An 18,899-nucleotide genomic window follows, 5' to 3' on the forward strand; every position below is an offset into this window, starting at 1 on the left:
AGGCGCGGGGTAGCGTCGGTGGGTGCGTGCTCCGTGGAAGAACCGTGAACCCGGGGCGCGGCTCCCCCGCGATGTGAAGGTCCTCGGGATCGTCGCCTTCTTCGTGATGCTGGGGTTCGGCGTCGTCGTGCCGGTGCTGCCGGTGTACGTGCGGAGCTTCGGGGTCGGCTACGTCGAGGTCGGCGCGGTGGTGTCGGCGTTCGCGCTGATGCGGCTGGTCGCGAATCCGTTCGTCGGGCCGCTGGTCGACCGGGTGGGCGAGCGCATCGTGCTGGCCGTCGGCATCGGGATCGTGGCGGTGTCCAGCGCGCTCGTCGGGCTCGCCGGCGACTACGCGCACCTGCTGCTGCTGCGCGGGGCGGGCGGGATCGGCTCCGCGATGTTCTCGGTCGCCGCGATGACGCTGCTGCTGCGGACGGCGGATCCGGAGCGGCGGGGCCGGTCGATCGGCTTCTACCAGGGCGGGTTCCTGCTCGGCGGCATGGCGGGACCGGCCGTCGGCGGCGTCCTGACGGCGATCTCGCTGACCGCTCCCTTCTTCTTCTACGCGGGGACGCTCGCGATCGCCGGGCTGGTCGGGCTGGTGCTCCTGCAGCGGCCGGACCGGGACGCGGAGGCGAAAGCGGCCGTCGCGGCGCCGAAGCCGATGCGGGAGGTCGCCCGCGATCCGCGCTACCAGAGCGCCGTGCTCGCGAACTTCGCGCTCGGCTGGTCGGCGATGGGCGTGCGCGCGACGCTCGTGCCGGTGCTCGTCGTCGAGGGGCTCGGCGACGAGCCGGCCTGGACGGGCATCGCGTTCGCCATCGCGGCGGTGGTGCAGACCATCGCGCTCGCGCCGGCCGGGCGCTTCGTCGACACGGTCGGGCGGCGGCCCGCGCTGATCGGCGGGTTCGCCGTCGCGGCCGTCGCGATGCTGGCGATGCCGCTGGTGCACGAGCTGTGGCTGCTGATCGCGCTGCTCTGCGTGTACGGAGCGGCGGCGGCGTTCATGGGGACGGCGCCGGGCGCGCTCGTGGGCGACGCGGCGGGTGAGCGCGGCGGCAAGCCGGTGTCGTTCTTCCAGGCGGCGTCGGACCTCGGCGGTGTCGTCGGGCCGCTGCTCGCGGGGGCGCTCGCGGACGCCGCGTCGCCGACGGCCGCGTTCGCCTCGGCGTTCCTGCTGCTCGGGCTGACCGCGGTGGTCGGGCTGCGGGTGCCGCGGCGCTGACCTGGCGGATCTCGAGACGCCCGCTCCGCGGGCTACTCGATCAGCAGGAAGCGGCTACGTGTTGCGGCCGCGGGCGTCGACCGGCCAGGTGGCGGTGCCGCCGTCGGCGAGGAGGACGCGGTAGTCGTCGGCGAGGTTGACGGCGACGCAGACGTGGTTGGGGGCGATGCGGATCCGGGTGCCGAGCGGCAGATCGACGCCGGTGATCGTGGAGTGGTGCTCCGAGAGGACGGTGATGCGGGCCTCCGGGTGCTCGAGCAGGCGGCCGAAGCCGGTCGAGGCGGCGCCGCGGTCGGAGGAGAGCACCTTGCTGCCGGCGTCGGCGATCAGGTGGTCGTCGCGGCGGGCGACGATCGTCGCGAGCACGGTGACGGCGATCGACTCCGGGCCGATGGTGCCGATCTCCCACTGCTGCGCGTCGCCGAGGGCCGAGACGCCCGGGCGCAGCTCGGTGAGGACGCCCGTGTCGGCGAACTCGAGGGACGGAGTGGAGCCTCCGCTGATCACGCGGGCCGTGACCCCGGCGTCGGCGAGCGAGGCGGCGGCGGCCGTCAGCGCGGCGGCCTCGTCGCGGGCCGCGGCGCGGCGGCCGTCGAGGGCGTAGCTGTGGCCGGGGAAGGTGAAGACGCCCACGACGTCGAGCCCCGCCTCGACCGCGGCGGCGGCGACCGCGCCGGCCTCCTGCGGCGGCACTCCGCTGCGGTGGTGGCCGGAGTCGACCTCGACGACGACCTCGAGCCCCGCCGGGATCGCGGCGGCGAGACGGCGCGCCGACTCCGCGGAGTCGACGCCGACCCGGACCCGCGCCCGCTCGAGCACCCCGCGGAGGCGGGCGGCGCGCTCGGCGTCGAGCCAGAGCGGGTAGGCGATGAAGAGGTCCTCGACGCCGCCGGCCGCGAACACCTCCGCCTCGGACACCGTCGCGACGGTGAGGCCGACCGCGCCGGCCGCCAGCTGCCGCCGGGCGATCTCGATCGACTTGTGCGTCTTGGCGTGCGGGCGCAGCGCGACGCCGCGGTCGCGGGCCGAGCGGGCGGTGGCCGCGATGTTGCGGTCGAGGATCGACTCGTCGAGCACGAGCGCGGGCGTGGGGACGCTGTCCGGGATGCGAGGCACGGGGCGATCATAGGGCGGCTCTCCTCTACGGTGAAGGGGACCCGAAGGAGTGCCGCATGCGCGAGCAGGAAGCTCGAACCCATCACGAGGACGCCGCTGCGCGCGCCGCCTCGTTCGGCAAGGGGATGCTGGCCGCGACCTACGCCCTGCGGCACGAGAAGGGGCTCGACGTCGTGTTCGTGCTCCGCGACACCGGCCCCGACTTCCTGATCGGGATGGGCGCGGCCTCGGACGACTTCCGCTCCGTCCTCTCCGTGGGCCTCGACAGCCGCGACGGCGTGCTCCGCCCCACCGCGAGCCACACGATCGACGGGCGCCGCCGCGGCGTGCCCGCCCGAGTGGTCTTCCGCGGTGACGGCGCGCTGGTCATCGAGGCGAGCCCCCTGCCGTTGCGCGACCGCCCCGCGTCACTGAAGTGCTGGTCGTTCGTCCGCGCGGGCGAGGAGGAGCACTACTCCGACGTCTCGGGCTTCGTCGCCCCGGCCCTCGCCGACCTGCCGCCCGTGCCGCTGAAGACGCGACCGCGGGCTCAGGCGCGCCGCTAGGGCCCGCCGGACGCGGGACCGCCGTCGCGAGCACGCGGGATCGTGTCCGACAGGCCCTAGGGTGTGGTCAGACCGGTCCGCCGCCGGTCGCCCGCGCCCGACGGAAGGCCGAGCTCCATGGATCCCGACGACTCCCCGACCCTCGAGCAGGCTCCGCCGCAGCGGCGGATCGTGACCACGCGCACCGGCGCGGTCGTCGCCGTCGGCGCACTCGGCGCCGTGATGCGCACCGAGGGCGCGATCTACGGCACGGTGCTCTCGCTCACGCTGATCGCCGTCGGCTGGAACGAGGACACGGACCTCGACGTCCTGCTCTTCCTTCTCGGCTCGGTGACCGTGTTCTGGATCGCGCACCTGTACTCCGGGACGATCGCCCGCCTCCCCGAGTCGGATCCGACTCCGCGCTCCGTCCTCGCCGCTGTGCGCGACACCGCTCGGCACTCGATCGGGATGATCGCCGCGATGGTCGTGCCGGCGCTGCTGCTCGCGCTCGGCCCGCTCGGCGTGCTGGACGAGTGGACGGCGTACTACCTGGCGCTCGGCGCGGGCGTGGCGATCCTCGCCGCGCTCGGCTACCTGATGTCGGCGCGGCGCGGCAGCTCGTGGCGGCGCCGACTGCTCAGCACGCTCGTCACGACGCTCCTCGGGTTCGTCGTGGTGTGGCTGAGCACGCTGGTGCACTGACGCCCTGGTGCACTGAGCACTCCGGCTGCCAGGCTGACGGGATGACCTCTCAGCCCTCCGCGCTCCGTCCCTTCGGCCCGTCGGGCGCCACGGTGACCCGGCTCACCCTCGGCACCTCCTGGAACCCCGACCGCGTCGGCTCGCTCGGCACCGTCCCCGCGCTCGAGCGCGTGCTCGACTCCGGCGCCGGCCGCCCCGTCTCGGTGATCGACACCTCGAACGAGTACGCGCTCGGCCACAGCGAGCGCCTGATCGGCGAGGCGCTGCGAGCGCGCGGCGGGGTGCCGGAGGGGGTCACCGTCGTCACGAAGCTCGACCGCGACCCCGAGACGGGCAGCTACTCCGCCGAGCGGATGCGCCGCAGCCTCGACGAGAGCCGCGAGCGCCTGGGCATGGACGTCCTGCCGCTGCTCTACCTGCACGACCCGGAGCGCATCTCCTACGACGAGGCCTTCGCCGAGGACGGTCCGGTGCGCGCGCTCGTCGCGATGAAGGAGGCGGGCGTCGCGCTCTCGATCGGCATCTCGGGCGGGCCGGCGCCGATGCTGCGCCACTACGTCGACACCGGGCTGTTCGACGCGGTCATCACGCACAACCGCTTCACGCTGGTCGACCGCTCCTCCGAGGAGCTGATCGACGCCTCCGTCGAGCGCGGCGTCGTCGTCGTGAACGCGGCCGTCTACGGCGGCGGGGCGCTCGCGCGCTGGCCGGAGCCGGTGCGCTCCTACGCCTACGCGCCCGCGCCGCAGGAGATCGTCGACGCCGTCGCCGCGATGGGCGAGGCCTGCGAGCGGGCTGGAGTGCCGCTGGCGGCCGCGGCGCTGCAGTTCTCCACCCGCGACCCGCGCGTGACGACGACGGTGGTCGGCGCGACGACCGCCGAGCACTACGACGCGTTCGTCGCGGACGACGCGCTCGACATCCCCGACGCGCTCTTCGAGGAGCTGGAGTCGCTCGCGCCGCCGAGCTCGGTCTGGCAGGAGGCGCCGGGGTCGAGCTGGCCGCGCTGAGCGACAGCGGGGCCGCACCGGACGTCCGCGGGCATAGTCGGGCCGCTCCGTCGGTTGGGCCTGGAGTGACCGACACGACTGACACCCCGACCGACTCGCCCGCCCTCTTCCAGCCGCTGACCCTCCGCTCGCGCACCGCGCGCAACCGCGTCTGGGCCGCGCCGATGTGCCAGTACTCGGTGGAGGCGCAGGACGGCGTCCCGACTCCCTGGCACCTCGTGCACCTCGGCTCGCTCGCGCGCGGCGGGGCGGGGGTCGTGATCGTCGAGGCGACCGGCGTCGTCCCCGAGGGGCGGATCAGCCCCTGGGACACCGGGCTCTGGAACGACGCGCAGCAGGCGGCCTGGGCGCCGATCGTCGACTTCGTGCACGGGCAGGGCGCCCTCGCCGGCATCCAGCTCGCGCACGCCGGCCGCAAGGCGTCGACGTACCGCGAGTGGAGCGGGCGCGGCTCCGTCCCCGTCGACGAGGGCGGCTGGGAGAGCGTCGCCCCCTCCGCCGTCGCGTTCGAGGGCTACGCGGCGCCGCGGGCGCTCGACGCCGAGGAGCTGCCGGGGATCGTCGAGGCGTTCCGCGCCTCCGCCCGCCGCGCCGTCGACGCGGGCTTCGACGTGATCGAGCTGCACGCGGCGCACGGCTACCTGCTGCACCAGTTCCTCTCGCCGCTCTCCAACCACCGCGAGGACGCCTACGGCGGAGTGCTCGAGAACCGTGCGCGGCTCCTGCTCGAGGTCGTCCGCGCCGTGCGCGCCGAGATCGGCGAGCTGCCGCTGCTGGTCCGCTTCTCGGCCACCGACTGGGCCGAGGGCGGCTGGACGCTCGAGGAGACGATCACGGTCTCGGAGTGGGCGCGCGACGAGGGCGTCGACCTCTTCGACGTCTCGACCGGCGGACTCGTGAAGGGGACCGACATCCCGGTGGCACCGCTCTACCAGGTGCCGTTCGCCCGCGAGGTGGGCCGGGCGACCGGCGCTCCCGTCGGGGCGGTCGGGCTGATCACCACGGCTGAGCAGGCCGAGGGCGTGGTGGCCGGCGGCGACGCCGACGTGGTGCTGCTGGCGCGCGAGCTGCTGCGCGACCCGCACGCGCCGTCGCGGATGGCCCGCGAGCTCGGCGCTCCGCTCGGCCTCGTGCCGCCGCAGTACGCTCGCGCCTGGCGCTGAGACGACGAAGGGCCGGGGGCGTCACCGCCTCCGGCCCTTCCGTTCGTGCTGCTACTTCTCGTCGGCCTCGCCCTCGGAGTCGCTCGGGGCGTCCTCCTCGGGGTTGAAGTGCGAGTCGCCCGAGACGCCCAGGGCGATCCCGTCCTCGGAGTCGGGGATGGTGCCCTCGGTGCCGAGGCCGCCGTCCTCAGGAGTCCCGGTGTCCGGGGTGCTGTCGTCCGACATCGGGGCTCAGGCCTCGACGTCGCCGCGCCAGGCGCCGTCCGGCGTGCCCTTGGACTCGATGTACTCCTTGAAGTTCTTCAGGTCCTTCTTGACCGCGTGGCTGCCGGCGCCGACGAGCGAGCCGACGGTCTCGAAGAAGCCCTTCGGCTCCCAGTCGAGCTGCACGGTGACGCGGGTCTCGGTGTCCGAGAGCTTGTGGAAGGTGACGACGCCGGCGTGGTCGGTCTCGCCGCCGGTGCTGTTCCAGGCGACGCGCTCGTCGGGGTGCTGCTCGGTGATGTTGGCCTCGAACTCGCGCTCGACGGGGCCGACCTTCACCTTCCAGACGGTCAGGACGTCGGTGACCTGCTGGATCGACTCGACCTCGTCGAGGAACTTGGGGAACTCCTCGAACTGGGTCCACTGGTTGTACGCGACGGACACGGGGACGTTGACGTCGACGGTCTCGATGATCTGCGACACGGTAGTGCTCCTTGATGTCTCACTCGGTGTGCGGCAGGCCGCTGCTGCGGTCGCCTCCCTCGACGGTAGAGGCGAGCCGCCTGGGAGTTCACGTGGTTGCGGCTGGACGCAGACGTGGTACAACCCGGGAGCGGCGGTCGCCTGCTGGTCGAGTAGCCGCGCAGCGGCGTATCGAGACCCGACGTCTGCAGAACGGTGGATCTCGATACGCCCTCTGCGAGGGCTACTCGATCAGCATGGGGCGCGGGTCAGTCGTCGGTGCCTGCGTAGCGGTAGGCGGTGAACGTCGGGGTGCCGGTGGTGGCGTAGAGGCCGAGGACGCGGCCGGTGAAGGAGGTGGCGGTCTCGGCGGTGAAGGAGCGGCCGTCGATGCGGGCGAGGGTGCGGGAGACGCCGCCCGCCTCCGCGCGGAGCACGAGGAAGTCGCTGGTCATCTGGCCGGGGCCGAAGCCGACGCCGGCGTCGCGCTCGGACTCCAGCATCAGCGTCACCGGGCCCTCCGGCAGCTCGGCGATCCACTCCTGCTCGAAGGACGGGATCACGGCGCGGGCGGTGACCCGCGTGCCGGAACCGGTCGACTCCGCCTCGACCGACGCGAACGTCGTCTCGTCGTAGCGGACGGCGAGCCCGCCGACGCCGGCCGAGACGTCGACGACGACCGAGGCCTGCATGGTCTGGGTGAGCTGGCGGCGGCCGACGAACGTGGGCTGCGGGTGCCGCAGGGTGCGCCCCTCCCCCGGCAGCGACAGCCGGCCGTCCGCCACGGTGGCGAGCGCGGTCGGCAGGCGGCGCACACCGATCCAGCCCGCGTCGAGCGGACCGGAGAAGTCGACGTCGTCGCGCAGCGGACCACGCGGCGCGAGCGCGACGGGCTCGGCGACCGGCCAGCCGTCCGCCCAGGTCACGCGGGTGACGAAGGTCTCGCGGCCGAGCGCCGAGAAGGCACGGGTCGCCCCGCGCGGGCGGACACCGAGCAGGACGAGCAGGGTCTCGCCGTCGGGGCCCTCCACCAGGTCGCCGTGGCCGGTGTTCTGCACCGGGCGGGTGGTGCCGCGGGCGGTGAGGAACGGGTTGCCGGGCGCGGTCTCGAACGGGCCGACCGGGGAGTCGCTGCGGGCGATCGAGACGCCGTGGCCGCGCTCCGTGCCGCCCTCGGCGATGAGGAGGTACCAGACGTCCCGGCCGTCGACCGAGCGCCGGTACAGGTGCGGCGCCTCCGGGAAGCCGCCGCCGGTGCCGGACCAGAGCGAGCGCGGCTCCTCCAGGATGCGGCCGGCCGCGAGGTCGACCCGCACCTGCTGGATGCCGAGGTGCGCGCCGGCCTCCCCTCCGCTCAGGATCAGGCCGGAGTAGGTGACGAACGCGGTGCCGTCCTCGTCCCAGGCGAGATCCGGGTCGATGCCCTGGAGGGGGCCGCCGTCGGCATCGGTCAGGACGGTGCCGTCGCTCCACTCCCCGGCCGGGTCCGCCGCGGTGAAGACGACGGTGCCCACTCCCGCGGGCACCGACACGATCACGTGGAAGAGGCCGTCGTGATGGCGGATGGTCGGCGCCCAGACGCCGAGGCCGGTGGGCACCTCCTCCACGCCGATCTGCTCGGCGCGGGTCGCGACGTTGCCGACGCGCTCCCAGGTCTCGAAGTCGGTGCTGCGGTAGACGGGGATGCCCGGCAGGTACTCGAACGTCGAGGTGACCAGGTGGTAGACGCCGTCGACGCGGACGACGCTCGGGTCCGGGTTGAAGCCGGGGATCAACGGGTTGGGGAAGGGGGCGCCGACTCCGCCGATCGCCACTCCGCCCGGCACGACGGCCGCGCTCATGCGCGCAGCTCCAGCTCGGTCACCAGCGGGACGTCCTCGAGCGAGGTGCCGAGGCGGATCGTGAACGCTCCGGCCTCGTACTCCCAGCCGTCGTTCCAGGTGGCGAGCAGGCGGGTCGGGACGGTCACGGCGATCTGCGCGCTCGCGCCCGCCTCCAGCGTCGCGCTCTCGAAGCCGACCAGCCAGCGCACCGGGCGCTCGACGGCGGAGTCGCGGCGCTCGGCGTAGGCCTGCAGCACGACCTTGCCGGCGCGCTCGCCGGTGTTGACGACGTCGACGAGGAGTTCGACGTCCTCGCCGCCGCGGACGGGCTCGGGCGTCGAGACCGAGACGAGCTCGAACGAGGTGTAGCCGAGGCCGTGGCCGAAGACGTAGGCCGGCTCGACCTCGCTGCGCAGCCAGGCGCGGTAGCCGATGTGGATGCCCTCGTCGTAGTGCAGCTCGCCGTCGGTCGGCAGCGTGGAGAGGACGGGGACGTCCTCGATCGCGACCGGCCAGGTGGTGGGCAGGCGTCCGCCGGGCTCGACGCGGCCGAGCAGGACGTCGGCGACCGCGTCGCCCATCTCCTGCCCGCCGAAGTAGCCGACCAGCACGGCCGCGACCTCGTCGCGCCACGGCAGCAGCACGGGGGCGCCAGCGTTGACGACCACGACGGTGCGCGGGTTGACGGCGGCCACGGCGCGCACCAGCGCGTCCTGCTGGCCGGGCAGGTCGAGCGAGCTGCGGTCGTAGCCCTCGGACTCGACCGCGGAATTCGTTCCGACCACCACCAGGGCGACGTCGGCGTCGCGGGCGAGCGCCACCGCCTCCGCGATCAGCTCGTCGGCGGGGGTGGCGTCGGGCTCGAGGCCGTAGGTGAAGCCGAGTGCGCCCTCGAGGTCGCCCTCGGCGTGCACGATGTCGTACTCGATCCGGATGTCGACGGGCGTGCCCGCGGTGACGGTCAGCGGCGCGGAGACCGACGGCGGGGCGAGCAGCGCGGCGCCGAGGTCGGAGCCGACAGCGGCCAGCGTCTCCTCGAGGAAGAGCGCGCCGTCGACGTAGACGCGGGCGGTGCCGGCGACGGCGAAGCCCAGGCGGACGGTCGCGTCGGCGGCGGGGGTGAGGATCGTCGAGAACTCGACGCGGGCCGAGGCGGCGATCGGCGCGGTGCCGCCGAACCAGACCAGCGAGGTGGCGCGGCGGTCCTCGACGAACAGCTCGGCGCCGTCCTCGGCGAGGAAGCGGACGCGCTGCCCGGGCTCGCCGGTGACGGGGTTGGTGATCGTCTCGAGGACGAGCGGGGCGACGCCGTCCTGCACGACCGCGCCGAGGGCGTAGTCGACGCGGGCGTGCGGCAGCGCGGCGCGGACGCCGTCGAGCGGAGTGACCACCTTCTCGGGGAGGACCGTCGCGGATCCGCCGCCCTGAGTGCGGGCCTCGCGGGCGTTGTGGCCGATGACGGCGACGGAGGTGAGCGCCGAGGCGTCCCAGGGCAGCTCGCCCTCGTTGCGCAGCAGCACGCTGCCGGCGGCGGCGGCCTCGCGGGCGAAGGCCCGGCCGTCCTCGACGAGGACCGGCTCGGCGACGGCGGGCTCGAAGCCCTCGAGCGCGCCGACGCGGGCGGCGAGGCGGAGGATGCGGCGGACCTTGCGGTCGACGACGGACTCCTCGATCGAGCCGTCCCGGACGGCGGCGACGAGCGCCGCGCCCCACGGGCCGTCGGGGCCGGGCATCACGAGGTCCTGCGCCGCGCGGGCGCTGTCGACGGTGCGGACCGCGGTCCAGTCGCTGATGACGACGCCGTCGAAGCCCCACTCGCTGTTCAGCGGGGTCTCGAGCAGGTCGCTCTCGGTGGCGGTGGTGCCGTTGATCGAGTTGTAGGAGCTCATGACGAGCCAGGCGCGGGTCTCGACGATCGCGCGCTCGAAGGCGAGCAGGTAGAGCTCGCGCAGCGCGCGGTCGCCGACGCGGACGTCGACGGTGAAGCGGTCGGTCTCGGAGTCGTTGGCGATGTAGTGCTTGGGAGTGGCGCCGACGCCGTTCTCCTGCACGCCGGCCACGTAGGCCGCGGCGAGATCGGCGGTGAGCACCGGGTCCTCGCTGAAGCCCTCGAAGTGGCGGCCGCCGAGGGGCGAGCGGTGCAGGTTGATGGTCGGGCCGAGGACGACGTCGACGTCCTTGCGGCGCGCCTCGACCGCGGCGGCGGCGCCGTAGCGGCGGGCGATCGAGCGGTCCCAGGAGGAGGAGAGGGCGGTTGCGGAGGGCAGGTTGAGCGAGGGCGAGCGCTCGTCCCAGACCTCGCCGCGGACGCCCGACGGGCCGTCCGAGACGAGCATGCGGCGCAGGCCGATCCTCTCGATCGGCCAGGTGGTCCAGAAGTCGCGGCCGGTGAGCAGCTGCACCTTCTCCTCGAGGTCGAGGCGCCCGATCAGCTCGGTGAGCAGGGCGTCGGCGTCGGGTCCTTCGGCCGGGATGCGGGGAGCAGTGGAGGTGTCGGTCACGGTGACTCTTTCTCTCTCGGGAGGCGACGTCGTCGTCCCTCAAAACCTAGCAGTAGTAAGTTTCTGACGGTGCGCCCCGCCCCGGCCCCTTCCGCGAGATGCCACTTGAGTACGCGACACGCCGGGTGAGGCGTACCGAAGAGGCATCTCGCGGAGAGGGGACGGACGCGCAGCGCGTCCAGGGGGCGGGTGTCAGGGGTGGGCGGCCACGAAGGCGCGGCGCTCCTCGCGGCGGGTGGCCTGGCGGACCGGGTCGGCGACCGGGGCGGCCAGGAAGAGGCGCTGGGTGTAGGCGTGCTCCGGGCGGGAGGTGACCTGGTCGCCGTCGCCCCACTCCACGATCTCGCCGTGGTACATCACGGCGACGCGGTGCGAGAGGTGCCGCACGACGGCGAGGTCGTGCGAGACGAAGAGGTACGCGACTCCGGTGCGCTCCTGGATCTCGGTGAAGAGGTCGAGGACGCGCGCCTGGGTGGAGAGGTCCAGCGCCGAGACGGGCTCGTCGCAGACGATCAGCCGCGGCTCGAGGGCGAGCGCCCGGGCGATCGCGATCCGCTGGCGCTGACCGCCGGAGAACTCGCGCGGCAGGCGGTCGGCCGCGGACTGCGGCAGCCCGACCTGATCGAGCAGCTCGCGCACCCGCTGGGAGGCGACCTTGGCGTCGACCTTCCGCACGGTGAGCGGCTCGACCAGGATCTGCTCGATCGTCAGCGACGGGTTGAGCGAGGTGTACGGGTCCTGGAAGACGACCTGGATCTCGGAGGAGAGCCCGCGGCGCTGGCGCCGGTCGAGGTGCGCGATGTCGCGCCCGTTGTAGAGGATCTCGCCGCCGGTGACCGGGGCGAGCCCCAGGACCGCGCGGCCGAGGGTGGTCTTGCCCGAGCCGGACTCGCCGACCAGGCCGACCGTCTCGCCGGGGCGGATGTCGAGCGAGACGCCCTTGAGCGCCTGGAACGGCTTGGCGCGGAAGCCCTTGCCCGGGTACTCGACGACGACGTCCTTGACGTCCAGCAGCAGCTCGGACGGTGCGGCGGGTGCGGCGCTCATCGGCTCGACTCCTTCACGGCGGTGGTGGCGACGAGGGGTCCGCGGGCGGGCCCCTCCTCGAGGATCGCGTCGAACAGGGCGCGGGTGTAGGGGTGACGGGGGTCGGCGAAGATCGAGCGCACGGGCCCGGTCTCGACGATCCGGCCGTCGCGCATGACCGAGACGCGGTCGCACAGGTCGGCGACGACGCCGAAGTTGTGCGTGACGAGGATCATGCCCATGTTCAGCTCCGACTGCAGCTCGCGGAGCAGGTCGAGCACCTCGGCCTGCACCGTGACGTCGAGCGCGGTGGTCGGCTCGTCGGCGATCAGCAGGTCGGGGTCGCAGGAGACGGCGCCGGCGATCAGCACGCGCTGGGCCATGCCGCCGGAGACCTCGTGCGGGTAGGCGTCGAACGTGCGCTGCGGGTTGGGGATGCCGACCCGGGCGAGCAGGCCGAGCGCCCGCTCCTTCGCCGCCGCCTTCGAGAGGCCGAGGCAGATCCGCATCGGCTGCACGAGCTGCGTGCCGATGGTGAAGGAGGGGTCGAGGTTCGACATCGGCTCCTGCGGGATGTACGCGATGCGCTTGCCGCGGAGCTTGGTCATCTCCTTCTCCGACAGGTGCGCGAGGTCCTTGCCGTCGAAGACGATCGAGCCGCCGGTGATCCGGCCGCCCTCGGGCAGCAGGCGCAGCACCGACCAGGCGGTCTGCGTCTTGCCCGAGCCGGACTCGCCGATCAGGCCGTGGATCTCGCCGCGGCGGACCGCGAGGGACACGTCGTGCACCACGGTCTTGACCGAGCCGTCGTTCTGGCCGTAGCCGACCGAGAGGTTCGTGACGCGGAGGATCTCCTCGGCCACGTTCTTGTCGGTACCGGTCGCGCCGGCCTCCTCCTCGTGCACGACGGTCTTCGGCGCCGCGGCGTCCTCGTCGAGCATGGTCTGGATGCCGATCGTGGACAGGCTGGTCGGCACCGTCGCGGGGGCCGAGGCCGACTTGCGCTTCTTCGAGCGCTTGGCTCCGGAGGCGCTGCGCTCGAGCTCGTCGCGCATCGCGTTGCCCAGCAGGGTCAGCGCGATGGAGGTGAGCGCGATCGCGAGGCTCGGCCAGAGCATCAGGATCGGGGCGTTGAAGACGTTGGAGAAGCCGTCGTTGAGCATCGAGCCCCAGGTGGGGATCGACAGGTCGCCGAGGCCGAGGAACTCGAGTCCGGCCTGGATCGCGATGGCGATGCCGGCGACGAGCGAGGCCTGGATGATGACGGGAGCGCGGACGACGGTGAGGATGTGCCGGGCGATGATCCGGCCGTTGCTGAGGCCGGAGACCCGGGCCGCGTCGACGAAGAGCTCGCCGCGCACCGCGGTGACGGAGGCGTAGACCAGCCGGTGGAAGGCCGGCGAGAGCAGCACGCCGAAGATGGCCATCGAGAGCCACATCGAGGGGCCGATGACGGCGCGGGCCGCCAGCAGGACGACGAAGCCGGGCAGCGCCATCACGAGGCCGGAGGTCCAGGCCGAGACGGAGTCGAACCAGCCGCCGAAGTAGCCGGCCAGCAGTCCGCTGGTGACGCCGATGACGACGGCGACCGCGAGCGCGACCAGGGCGCCGGCGAGGCTGAACTGCGTGCCGAAGAGCAGTCGCGAGAGGACGTCGCGGCCCGCGCTGTCGGCGCCGAGCAGGTGCGCGGCGCCGGGCTCGGCGAGCACGTCCTGCAGCGAGGCGCGGTTCGGGTCGGCCGGGGCGAGCAGCGGCGCGAAGATCCCGGAGAGGACGACGATCGCGAGGAAGACGAGCGAGACGAGCCCGACCGGGTTGTGCAGCAGGCGGCGGAAGAGGTGCGTGCGGGCGGCGCGCTCCTCCACTCCGACCGACGGGGTGCTGGCGGGCAGCGGAGTCGTGGCGGTCATGAGAGTCGCACCTTCGGGTTGAGCCAGCCCTGGAGCAGGTCGATGAGCAGGTTGACGATGACGACGATGATCGCGGTGACGAGCACGAGGCCCATCACCAGCGGGATGTCGCCCTGGGTGGTCGCGGTGACCGCGACCTGGCCGAGACCGGGGATCGCGAAGATCTGCTCGACGATGACGGCGCCGCCGAGGAGGCCGATGAACTGCACGGCGAGGACGGCGAGCGCGGGGCCGCCGGCGTTGCGCAGCACGTGCTGGAAGACGATCCGGTTCGCGGGCAGGCCGCGCGAGCGCAGGGTCCGCACGTAGTCCTGGCGGAGCGCGTCGATGACGGAGCCGCGGACCTGCTGGGCGACACCGGCGATGCCGCCGATCGCGAGGGCGATGATCGGCAGGGTGACCGTGGCGATCCAGCCCGAGAACGAGTCGGTGAGGGTGACGTAGCCGGTCGGCTTGAACCAGCGGAGGTTGATCGCGAAGACGGTGACGAGGCCCAGCGCGATCAGGAAGCCGGGGATCGCGAAGCCGAGGATCGACACCAGCTGCACGAGCTTGTCCGCCCAGCCCCGGCGGACCGCGGCCCAGACGCCGAGCACGACCGCGACGATCGCGGAGATGATCGTGGCGCCGATCACCAGGGAGAGCGTGACGGTGACGCGGGTGGAGATGGCGGTGGTGACCGCCTGCCCGGTGAACCAGGAGCTGCCGAGGTCGCCGGTCACGGCGTGGCCGAGCCAGCCGAGGTACTGCGTCCAGATCGGCTGGTCGAGGCCGAGCTGCGCGGCCCGCTGGGCCACGGCCTCCGGCGTCGCGTTCTGCCCGAGGATGCGGCGGGCGATGTCGCCGCCGCCGAGATAGAGGAGTGCGTAGGCGACGACGGAGATCAGCACCACGAGGATGATCCCCGAGACGACGCGTCGCAGGATGAACCTGGTCATCAGTGGTCCTTCGAACGGAGGAGGGCGCGGGCCTGATCAGCGGATCGGTGACGCGCGGAGAAGAGGGAGCGGGGGCCGGCGTCGAAGCCGGCCCCCGCGTTCCGGATCAGGCCGGGGTGATGTTCCAGAGGTACGGGTAGGCGTTGCCCGTCTGGGTCTCGACCTTCGTGTTCGCGTCGGTCACGAAGCTCGACTGCTGGCGGTACCAGGGGGCGAACCAGGCGTTCTCGACCGTGTAGGCGTTGACGGCCTGGACGGCGGCGGCGTAGCCGGACTCGTCCGCGGTGCGGACGGCCTCGATCAGCGTCTCGAGCTCGGGGTCGGCGTTCTTGAAGGGGTTGAAGATCGCATTGGGGCTGAGCTCGAAGTTGATCAGGGCCCAATCGGGGTCCTGCTGCAGCGTGAGCCAGGTGGCGGCGTACTTCGGGGCGAGCACGTCGGCGATGAAGTTGTTGCCGGCGTCGGTGTAGGTGACGGTGATGCCGACCTCGGAGAGCTGCTGCTGGATCAGCGTGAAGGTCGAGGAGCCGACGAGCGAGCTCGAGGGCATGTTCAGCTCGAAGCCGTCCGGGTAGCCGGCCTCGGCGAGCAGCTCCTTGGCCTTCTCGGGGTCGTAGGGGTAGTCGTCGTCGAGCGACTCGTCGTAGCCCTCGGAGGAGGTCGGGAAGATCTGCGTGGTCGGGGTGCCGTAGCCCTGGCCGATGGCCGTCAGCAGCGACTCCTTGTCGAACGCGTAGTTGATGGCCTGGCGGACGCGGACGTCCTTCAGGGCCGGCGCGATGGTGCCGTCGCGGTCGAGCAGCAGCAGACCGGTCCAGTTGAGCTCGAAGGCGTTGACGGTGAAGCCCGACGCCTCGATCTCCTTGAGGTCGTTGTTGTCGACCGTGTTCGCCGCGTTGACCTGACCGCCCTTGATCGCGTTCACCAGAGCGGTGGAGTCGCTGTAGACGTTGATGTTCAGGTTGTCGTAGTGGACCGAGTCCTCGTCCCAGTAGCCGTCGCGCTTGGTGAAGGCGTAGGAGGTGCCGATCACGGTCTTCGACGCGTCGAGCTCGTAGGGGCCGGAGCCGACCGGGACGGTCTGGATGTCGGCGGACTCGAAGGCGGAGGGCGCCTCGACGAGGCCGGCGTTCTGGGTCAGGTAGAAGAGGAACGTCGGGTTGGCCTGCTTGAGGGTCACCGTGACGGTCGAGGCGTCGGTCGCGACGGCGTCGGCGAGGTCGGCCATCTTGTTCGTGTCGGGCGAGTTGCCGTCGCGGAAGCGGATCAGGTTCTGCGCGACGGCGTCGGCGTCGAGCGTCGAGCCGTCGGAGAAGGTCACGCCGTCGCGGATCTTCAGGGTGAGGACCGTGTTGTCCTCGTTGTAGGTCCACTCCGACGCGAGGCCCTCGGTGATGGTGCCGTCGGGCTCGGCCCGCAGCACGCTGTCGTAGACGGCCTGCATGTACGGCGACTCGTTGGCCCAGTACGAGTCCGCCGCGGCGAACGTCGACAGGGTCTGGATCGCACCCAGCGTGAGCGTCTCGCTCGAGCCGCCGGAGGCGCCGCCGCCGGAGTCGGCCGCGCAGCTGGTCAGGCCGACCATCGTGGTGACGGCGATCGCAGCGGCCGCCAGCCTCTTCCATCGGAACATCTTCGGTCTCCAGGTTCTCCCGGTTCTCCCATGAACCGGTGCCGAGGAAGCTAACACGAAAAACAGATGACCCCTAGGTTTTGGGAAGAAAAACTTCGGCCCGTTAGGTTTTCGTGATTTTCGTGACCGTTCACATCCCGCGAGGCGCTTGGAACTGCACGCTGACGGGGAGCTTTCCGAAAGCCGACTCGGCACCAGGTTTTTGACTCGGAAACCTCTAGCGGCTAGGTTTCTCGCACCGGAGGCTCCGTGCCCCCTCGCAACGATGCGCCTGGAGGCACTTCATGGCACTCCCCACCTCTCCCCCGCGGCGACCGCGCGGGCAGTACGCCAAGACCGCCGCCCGGCGCGCCGAGATCGTGGCCGCGGGCCTGGAGGTCTTCTCGGCGAGCGGCTACCACGCCGCGTCGCTCCGCGAGATCGCCGAGAAGGTCGGGCTCAGCCAGGCCGGCGTGCTGCACCACTTCGCGAACAAGTGGGAGCTGCTCTCGGCGGTGCTCACCCTCCGCGACGACCACTCGATCGTCCGGGTGCCCAGCGGCGACGCCGTTCCCGGCATCGAGACGGTCCGCGCGCTGATCGACCTCGTCGCCTACAACACCGAGATCCCGGGGCTCGTCGAGCTGCAGTGCGTGCTCTCGGCGGAGGCGACCCACGCCGACCACCCGGCGCACGAGTACTTCGCGAACCGCTACCGCTTCATCGTCGACCTGTTCACCGGCGCGTTCGGCGACATGCTGACCCGCGGGCAGCTCGTGCCGGGCGTCGATCCGCGCAGCGCCGCGATCCGCGTGATCGCGACCATGGACGGGCTGCAGGTGCAGTGGCTGCTGCAGCGCGACGCCCTCGACATGCAGGCCGAGTTCCGGCGCACCGTGCAGACCCTGACCACCGTGGAGGTGTGACCGTGGGCTTCTCCCGCGAATCGACCCTGGCCGCCGTCCTCGACCACGGGGAGGCGGGCGACGTCGTGCGCCGCTTCGTGCCGGGCGTCGTCAACTCGCCGCTGCTGGTGCAGCTGCGCTCCGCTCCGGTCGGACTCGTCGTGGGGATGGACCCGCTGCTGAAGGCGGACCCCGAGCGCGAGGCGTCGTTCTGGGCGGCGCTCGACGCGGTCGACGACTCCGGAGCGGCGGCGCCGCGACCGGAGCGGGCGGCCGTGCTGCCGCGGGTCGATTACGAGGGCGAGGACGTGGCTGTCGCGTCCGCCGTGGTGCGACCGGTCGCTCCCGGCACCGTGTGGGCTCCGGTCGAGGTCGTCGTCGACGGGCCGTCGCACGGCAATCCGTTCGTCGACGTCGAGTTCTCGGCGGAGTTCTCGCTCGGCGACGAGACGGTGCGGGCCGGCGGCTTCTACGACGGCGACGGGGTGTACCGGGTGCGGTTCCTGCCTCCGACCGCCGGCGTCTGGAGCGTGACCACCGCCTCCACCGCGCGCTCGCTCGACGGCCTCACCGCCTCCGTGACCGTCGAGGCCGCCCTGCCCGGCGCGCACGGGCCGGTGCGGGTCGCCGACACCTTCCACTTCGCGCACGAGGACGGCGCCCGGCACCTGCCGCTCGGCACGACCGCGTACGCCTGGACGCACCAGAGCGAGGCGCTGCAGGAGGCGACTCTCGCCACGCTCGCCGACGCGCCGTTCACCAAGGTGCGGCACTGCGTCTTCCCGAAGGCGTACCTGTACAACACGAACGAGCCGGAGCTCTACCCCTTCGAGCGCGACGGCGACGGCTGGGACTTCGACCGGCCCGTGCCCGCGTTCTTCCGCCGGCTGGAGGAGCGGATCGCGGACCTCGACGCGCTCGGCATCCAGGCCGACGTGATCCTCTTCCACGCCTACGACCGCTGGGGCTTCTCGGACATGGGCCGGGCCGCCGACGACCTCGTCACCCGGTACGTCGTCCGGCGCCTGGCCGCCTCGCCGAACGTCTGGTGGTCGCTCGCCAACGAGTACGACCTGCTCTGGTCGAAGACGGTCGACGACTGGGAGCGCCTCGCCGCGCTCGTCGTCGCCGAGGACCCGGTGGGCCACCTGCTCTCGATCCACAACTGCTTCGGCTTCTACGACTACTCCCGGCCGTGGATCACGCACGCGAGCGTGCAGCGGATCGACGTGTACCGCACCGCCGAGAACACCGACGCCTGGCGCGAGCAGTGGGGCAAGCCCGTCGTGATCGACGAGTGCGCCTACGAGGGCGACATCGACCAGGGCTGGGGCAACATCACCGGCGAGGAGATGGTCCGGCGGTTCTGGGAGGGGGCGGTCCGCGGCGGCTACGTCGGCCACGGCGAGACGTACCTCAACGACCGCGAGGAGCTGTGGTGGTCGAAGGGCGGCGAGCTCGTCGGCGACAGCCCGGCGCGCATCGCCTTCCTGCAGCGCATCACGGCCGAGATGCCGGGCGGGCGGATCGACCCGCTGCCCTCGGACTGGGACGCGCCCTGGGGCGGGGGCGGCGGCGTGCAGCTGGTCTACTTCGGCTTCAACCGGCCGCGGTTCCGGCAGATCGTGCGCGACCCCTCCGACTCCTGGATCGTGGACGTGATCGACACCTGGGGGATGACCGTCTCGCGGGTGCCCGGGGTGTTCTCCGGGTCGTTCCGGGTGGAGCTGCCGGCGCGGCAGTTCATGGCCGTGCGGCTGACGCGGGTGGTCTCGTGAGCGGGGGCGGGGGCG

The 18,899-nt window shown here is 72.5% G+C and carries 16 protein-coding genes; 7 read left to right on the plus strand and 9 right to left on the minus strand.

Annotated features, from left to right (window positions below; translation table 11 throughout):
• Nucleotides 1–22 precede the first annotated feature (22 nt).
• Entirely contained in the window at nt 23–1,207 is a 1,185-nt protein-coding gene (locus GTU73_RS16510) for an MFS transporter (RefSeq protein ID WP_244231678.1), read from the plus strand.
• 54 nt (nt 1,208–1,261) lie between these two features.
• Here the strand turns inward: GTU73_RS16510 and GTU73_RS16515 are convergent, their stop codons facing one another.
• Nucleotides 1,262–2,323 (minus strand): alanine racemase, encoded by a 1,062-nt coding sequence (locus GTU73_RS16515; RefSeq protein ID WP_208543685.1) that lies wholly within the window; start codon nt 2,321–2,323, stop codon nt 1,262–1,264.
• Between the two features lie 56 nt (nt 2,324–2,379).
• Here GTU73_RS16515 and GTU73_RS16520 point away from each other — a divergent pair, with 56 nt between their 5' ends.
• From GTU73_RS16520 to GTU73_RS16535, 4 genes are all read left to right on the plus strand, one after another.
• Nucleotides 2,380–2,868: a hypothetical protein gene (locus tag GTU73_RS16520; RefSeq protein ID WP_160090740.1), complete on the plus strand. Its 489-nt coding sequence runs from the start codon at nt 2,380–2,382 to the stop codon at nt 2,866–2,868.
• A 117-nt stretch (nt 2,869–2,985) separates the two neighbouring features.
• On the plus strand, nt 2,986–3,552 hold the full coding sequence (locus tag GTU73_RS16525) for a hypothetical protein (protein ID WP_160090741.1): 567 nt from the start codon (nt 2,986–2,988) through the stop codon (nt 3,550–3,552).
• Between the two features lie 41 nt (nt 3,553–3,593).
• Nucleotides 3,594–4,562, plus strand: coding sequence for an aldo/keto reductase (locus GTU73_RS16530; protein ID WP_160090742.1), 969 nt, complete (start codon nt 3,594–3,596; stop codon nt 4,560–4,562).
• A gap of 65 nt (nt 4,563–4,627) precedes the next feature.
• On the plus strand, nt 4,628–5,725 hold the full coding sequence (locus tag GTU73_RS16535; protein WP_160090743.1) for an NADH:flavin oxidoreductase/NADH oxidase: 1,098 nt from the start codon (nt 4,628–4,630) through the stop codon (nt 5,723–5,725).
• Nucleotides 5,726–5,776: 51 nt separating this feature from the next.
• On the opposite strand, the gene GTU73_RS18985 is transcribed toward GTU73_RS16535, so the two are convergent.
• The 8 genes from GTU73_RS18985 to GTU73_RS16570 form a co-directional block, all read right to left on the minus strand.
• Nucleotides 5,777–5,950 carry a hypothetical protein gene (locus GTU73_RS18985; protein WP_164874539.1) on the minus strand — a complete coding sequence of 58 codons (174 nt, stop codon included), beginning with the start codon at nt 5,948–5,950 and terminating at the stop codon, nt 5,777–5,779.
• Between the two features lie 6 nt (nt 5,951–5,956).
• A complete protein-coding gene (locus GTU73_RS16540) occupies nt 5,957–6,412 on the minus strand; it encodes an SRPBCC family protein (protein WP_160090744.1) in 456 nt (151 codons plus the stop codon).
• 248 nt (nt 6,413–6,660) lie between these two features.
• A complete protein-coding gene (locus tag GTU73_RS16545) occupies nt 6,661–8,232 on the minus strand; it encodes a glycoside hydrolase family 43 protein (RefSeq protein WP_160090745.1) in 1,572 nt (523 codons plus the stop codon).
• Complete coding sequence (locus GTU73_RS16550; RefSeq protein WP_160091447.1) at nt 8,229–10,688, minus strand: glycoside hydrolase family 3 C-terminal domain-containing protein; 2,460 nt, start codon at nt 10,686–10,688, stop codon at nt 8,229–8,231. Before GTU73_RS16550 ends, GTU73_RS16545 begins: the two co-directional genes overlap by 4 nt.
• Before the next feature lie 219 nt (nt 10,689–10,907).
• Nucleotides 10,908–11,762: an ABC transporter ATP-binding protein gene (locus GTU73_RS16555; RefSeq protein ID WP_127887476.1), complete on the minus strand. Its 855-nt coding sequence runs from the start codon at nt 11,760–11,762 to the stop codon at nt 10,908–10,910.
• Nucleotides 11,759–13,651 carry a dipeptide/oligopeptide/nickel ABC transporter permease/ATP-binding protein gene (locus GTU73_RS16560; protein ID WP_160090746.1) on the minus strand — a complete coding sequence of 631 codons (1,893 nt, stop codon included), beginning with the start codon at nt 13,649–13,651 and terminating at the stop codon, nt 11,759–11,761. The genes GTU73_RS16555 and GTU73_RS16560 overlap by 4 nt, the downstream gene beginning before the upstream one ends.
• The gene (locus GTU73_RS16565; RefSeq protein ID WP_160090747.1) at nt 13,648–14,589 is read right to left on the minus strand and encodes an ABC transporter permease; all 942 of its coding nucleotides are present in this window, start codon (nt 14,587–14,589) and stop codon (nt 13,648–13,650) included. The genes GTU73_RS16560 and GTU73_RS16565 overlap by 4 nt, the downstream gene beginning before the upstream one ends.
• Before the next feature lie 106 nt (nt 14,590–14,695).
• Nucleotides 14,696–16,222, minus strand: a complete 1,527-nt coding sequence (locus GTU73_RS16570) for an ABC transporter substrate-binding protein (RefSeq protein ID WP_160090748.1) — start codon at nt 16,220–16,222, stop codon at nt 14,696–14,698.
• Between the two features lie 284 nt (nt 16,223–16,506).
• On the opposite strand from GTU73_RS16570, the gene GTU73_RS16575 reads away from it, so the two are divergent.
• Entirely contained in the window at nt 16,507–17,127 is a 621-nt protein-coding gene (locus tag GTU73_RS16575; RefSeq protein WP_160090749.1) for a TetR/AcrR family transcriptional regulator, read from the plus strand.
• A gap of 2 nt (nt 17,128–17,129) precedes the next feature.
• Nucleotides 17,130–18,884 (plus strand): DUF5605 domain-containing protein, encoded by a 1,755-nt coding sequence (locus tag GTU73_RS16580; protein ID WP_167306054.1) that lies wholly within the window; start codon nt 17,130–17,132, stop codon nt 18,882–18,884.
• Nucleotides 18,885–18,899: the final 15 nt, after the last annotated feature.

It is taken from the genome of Rathayibacter sp. VKM Ac-2804, assembly GCF_009866655.1.
In the GTDB taxonomy this organism is placed as follows: Bacteria; Actinomycetota; Actinomycetes; order Actinomycetales; family Microbacteriaceae; genus Rathayibacter.

Excerpts from the sequence above, each read along its gene's own strand:
- GTU73_RS16560 (WP_160090746.1), bottom strand. The coding sequence starts at position 13,651 with ATGACCGCCACGACTCCGCTGCCCGCCAGCACCCCGTCGGTCGGAGTG.
- GTU73_RS16565 (WP_160090747.1), bottom strand. The coding sequence starts at position 14,589 with ATGACCAGGTTCATCCTGCGACGCGTCGTCTCGGGGATCATCCTCGTG.
- GTU73_RS16530 (WP_160090742.1), top strand. The coding sequence starts at position 3,594 with ATGACCTCTCAGCCCTCCGCGCTCCGTCCCTTCGGCCCGTCGGGCGCC.
- GTU73_RS18985 (WP_164874539.1), bottom strand. The coding sequence starts at position 5,950 with ATGTCGGACGACAGCACCCCGGACACCGGGACTCCTGAGGACGGCGGC.
- GTU73_RS16520 (WP_160090740.1), top strand. The coding sequence starts at position 2,380 with ATGCGCGAGCAGGAAGCTCGAACCCATCACGAGGACGCCGCTGCGCGC.
- GTU73_RS16545 (WP_160090745.1), bottom strand. The coding sequence starts at position 8,232 with ATGAGCGCGGCCGTCGTGCCGGGCGGAGTGGCGATCGGCGGAGTCGGC.
- GTU73_RS16555 (WP_127887476.1), bottom strand. The coding sequence starts at position 11,762 with ATGAGCGCCGCACCCGCCGCACCGTCCGAGCTGCTGCTGGACGTCAAG.
- GTU73_RS16525 (WP_160090741.1), top strand. The coding sequence starts at position 2,986 with ATGGATCCCGACGACTCCCCGACCCTCGAGCAGGCTCCGCCGCAGCGG.
- GTU73_RS16575 (WP_160090749.1), top strand. The coding sequence starts at position 16,507 with ATGGCACTCCCCACCTCTCCCCCGCGGCGACCGCGCGGGCAGTACGCC.
- GTU73_RS16570 (WP_160090748.1), bottom strand. The coding sequence starts at position 16,222 with ATGTTCCGATGGAAGAGGCTGGCGGCCGCTGCGATCGCCGTCACCACG.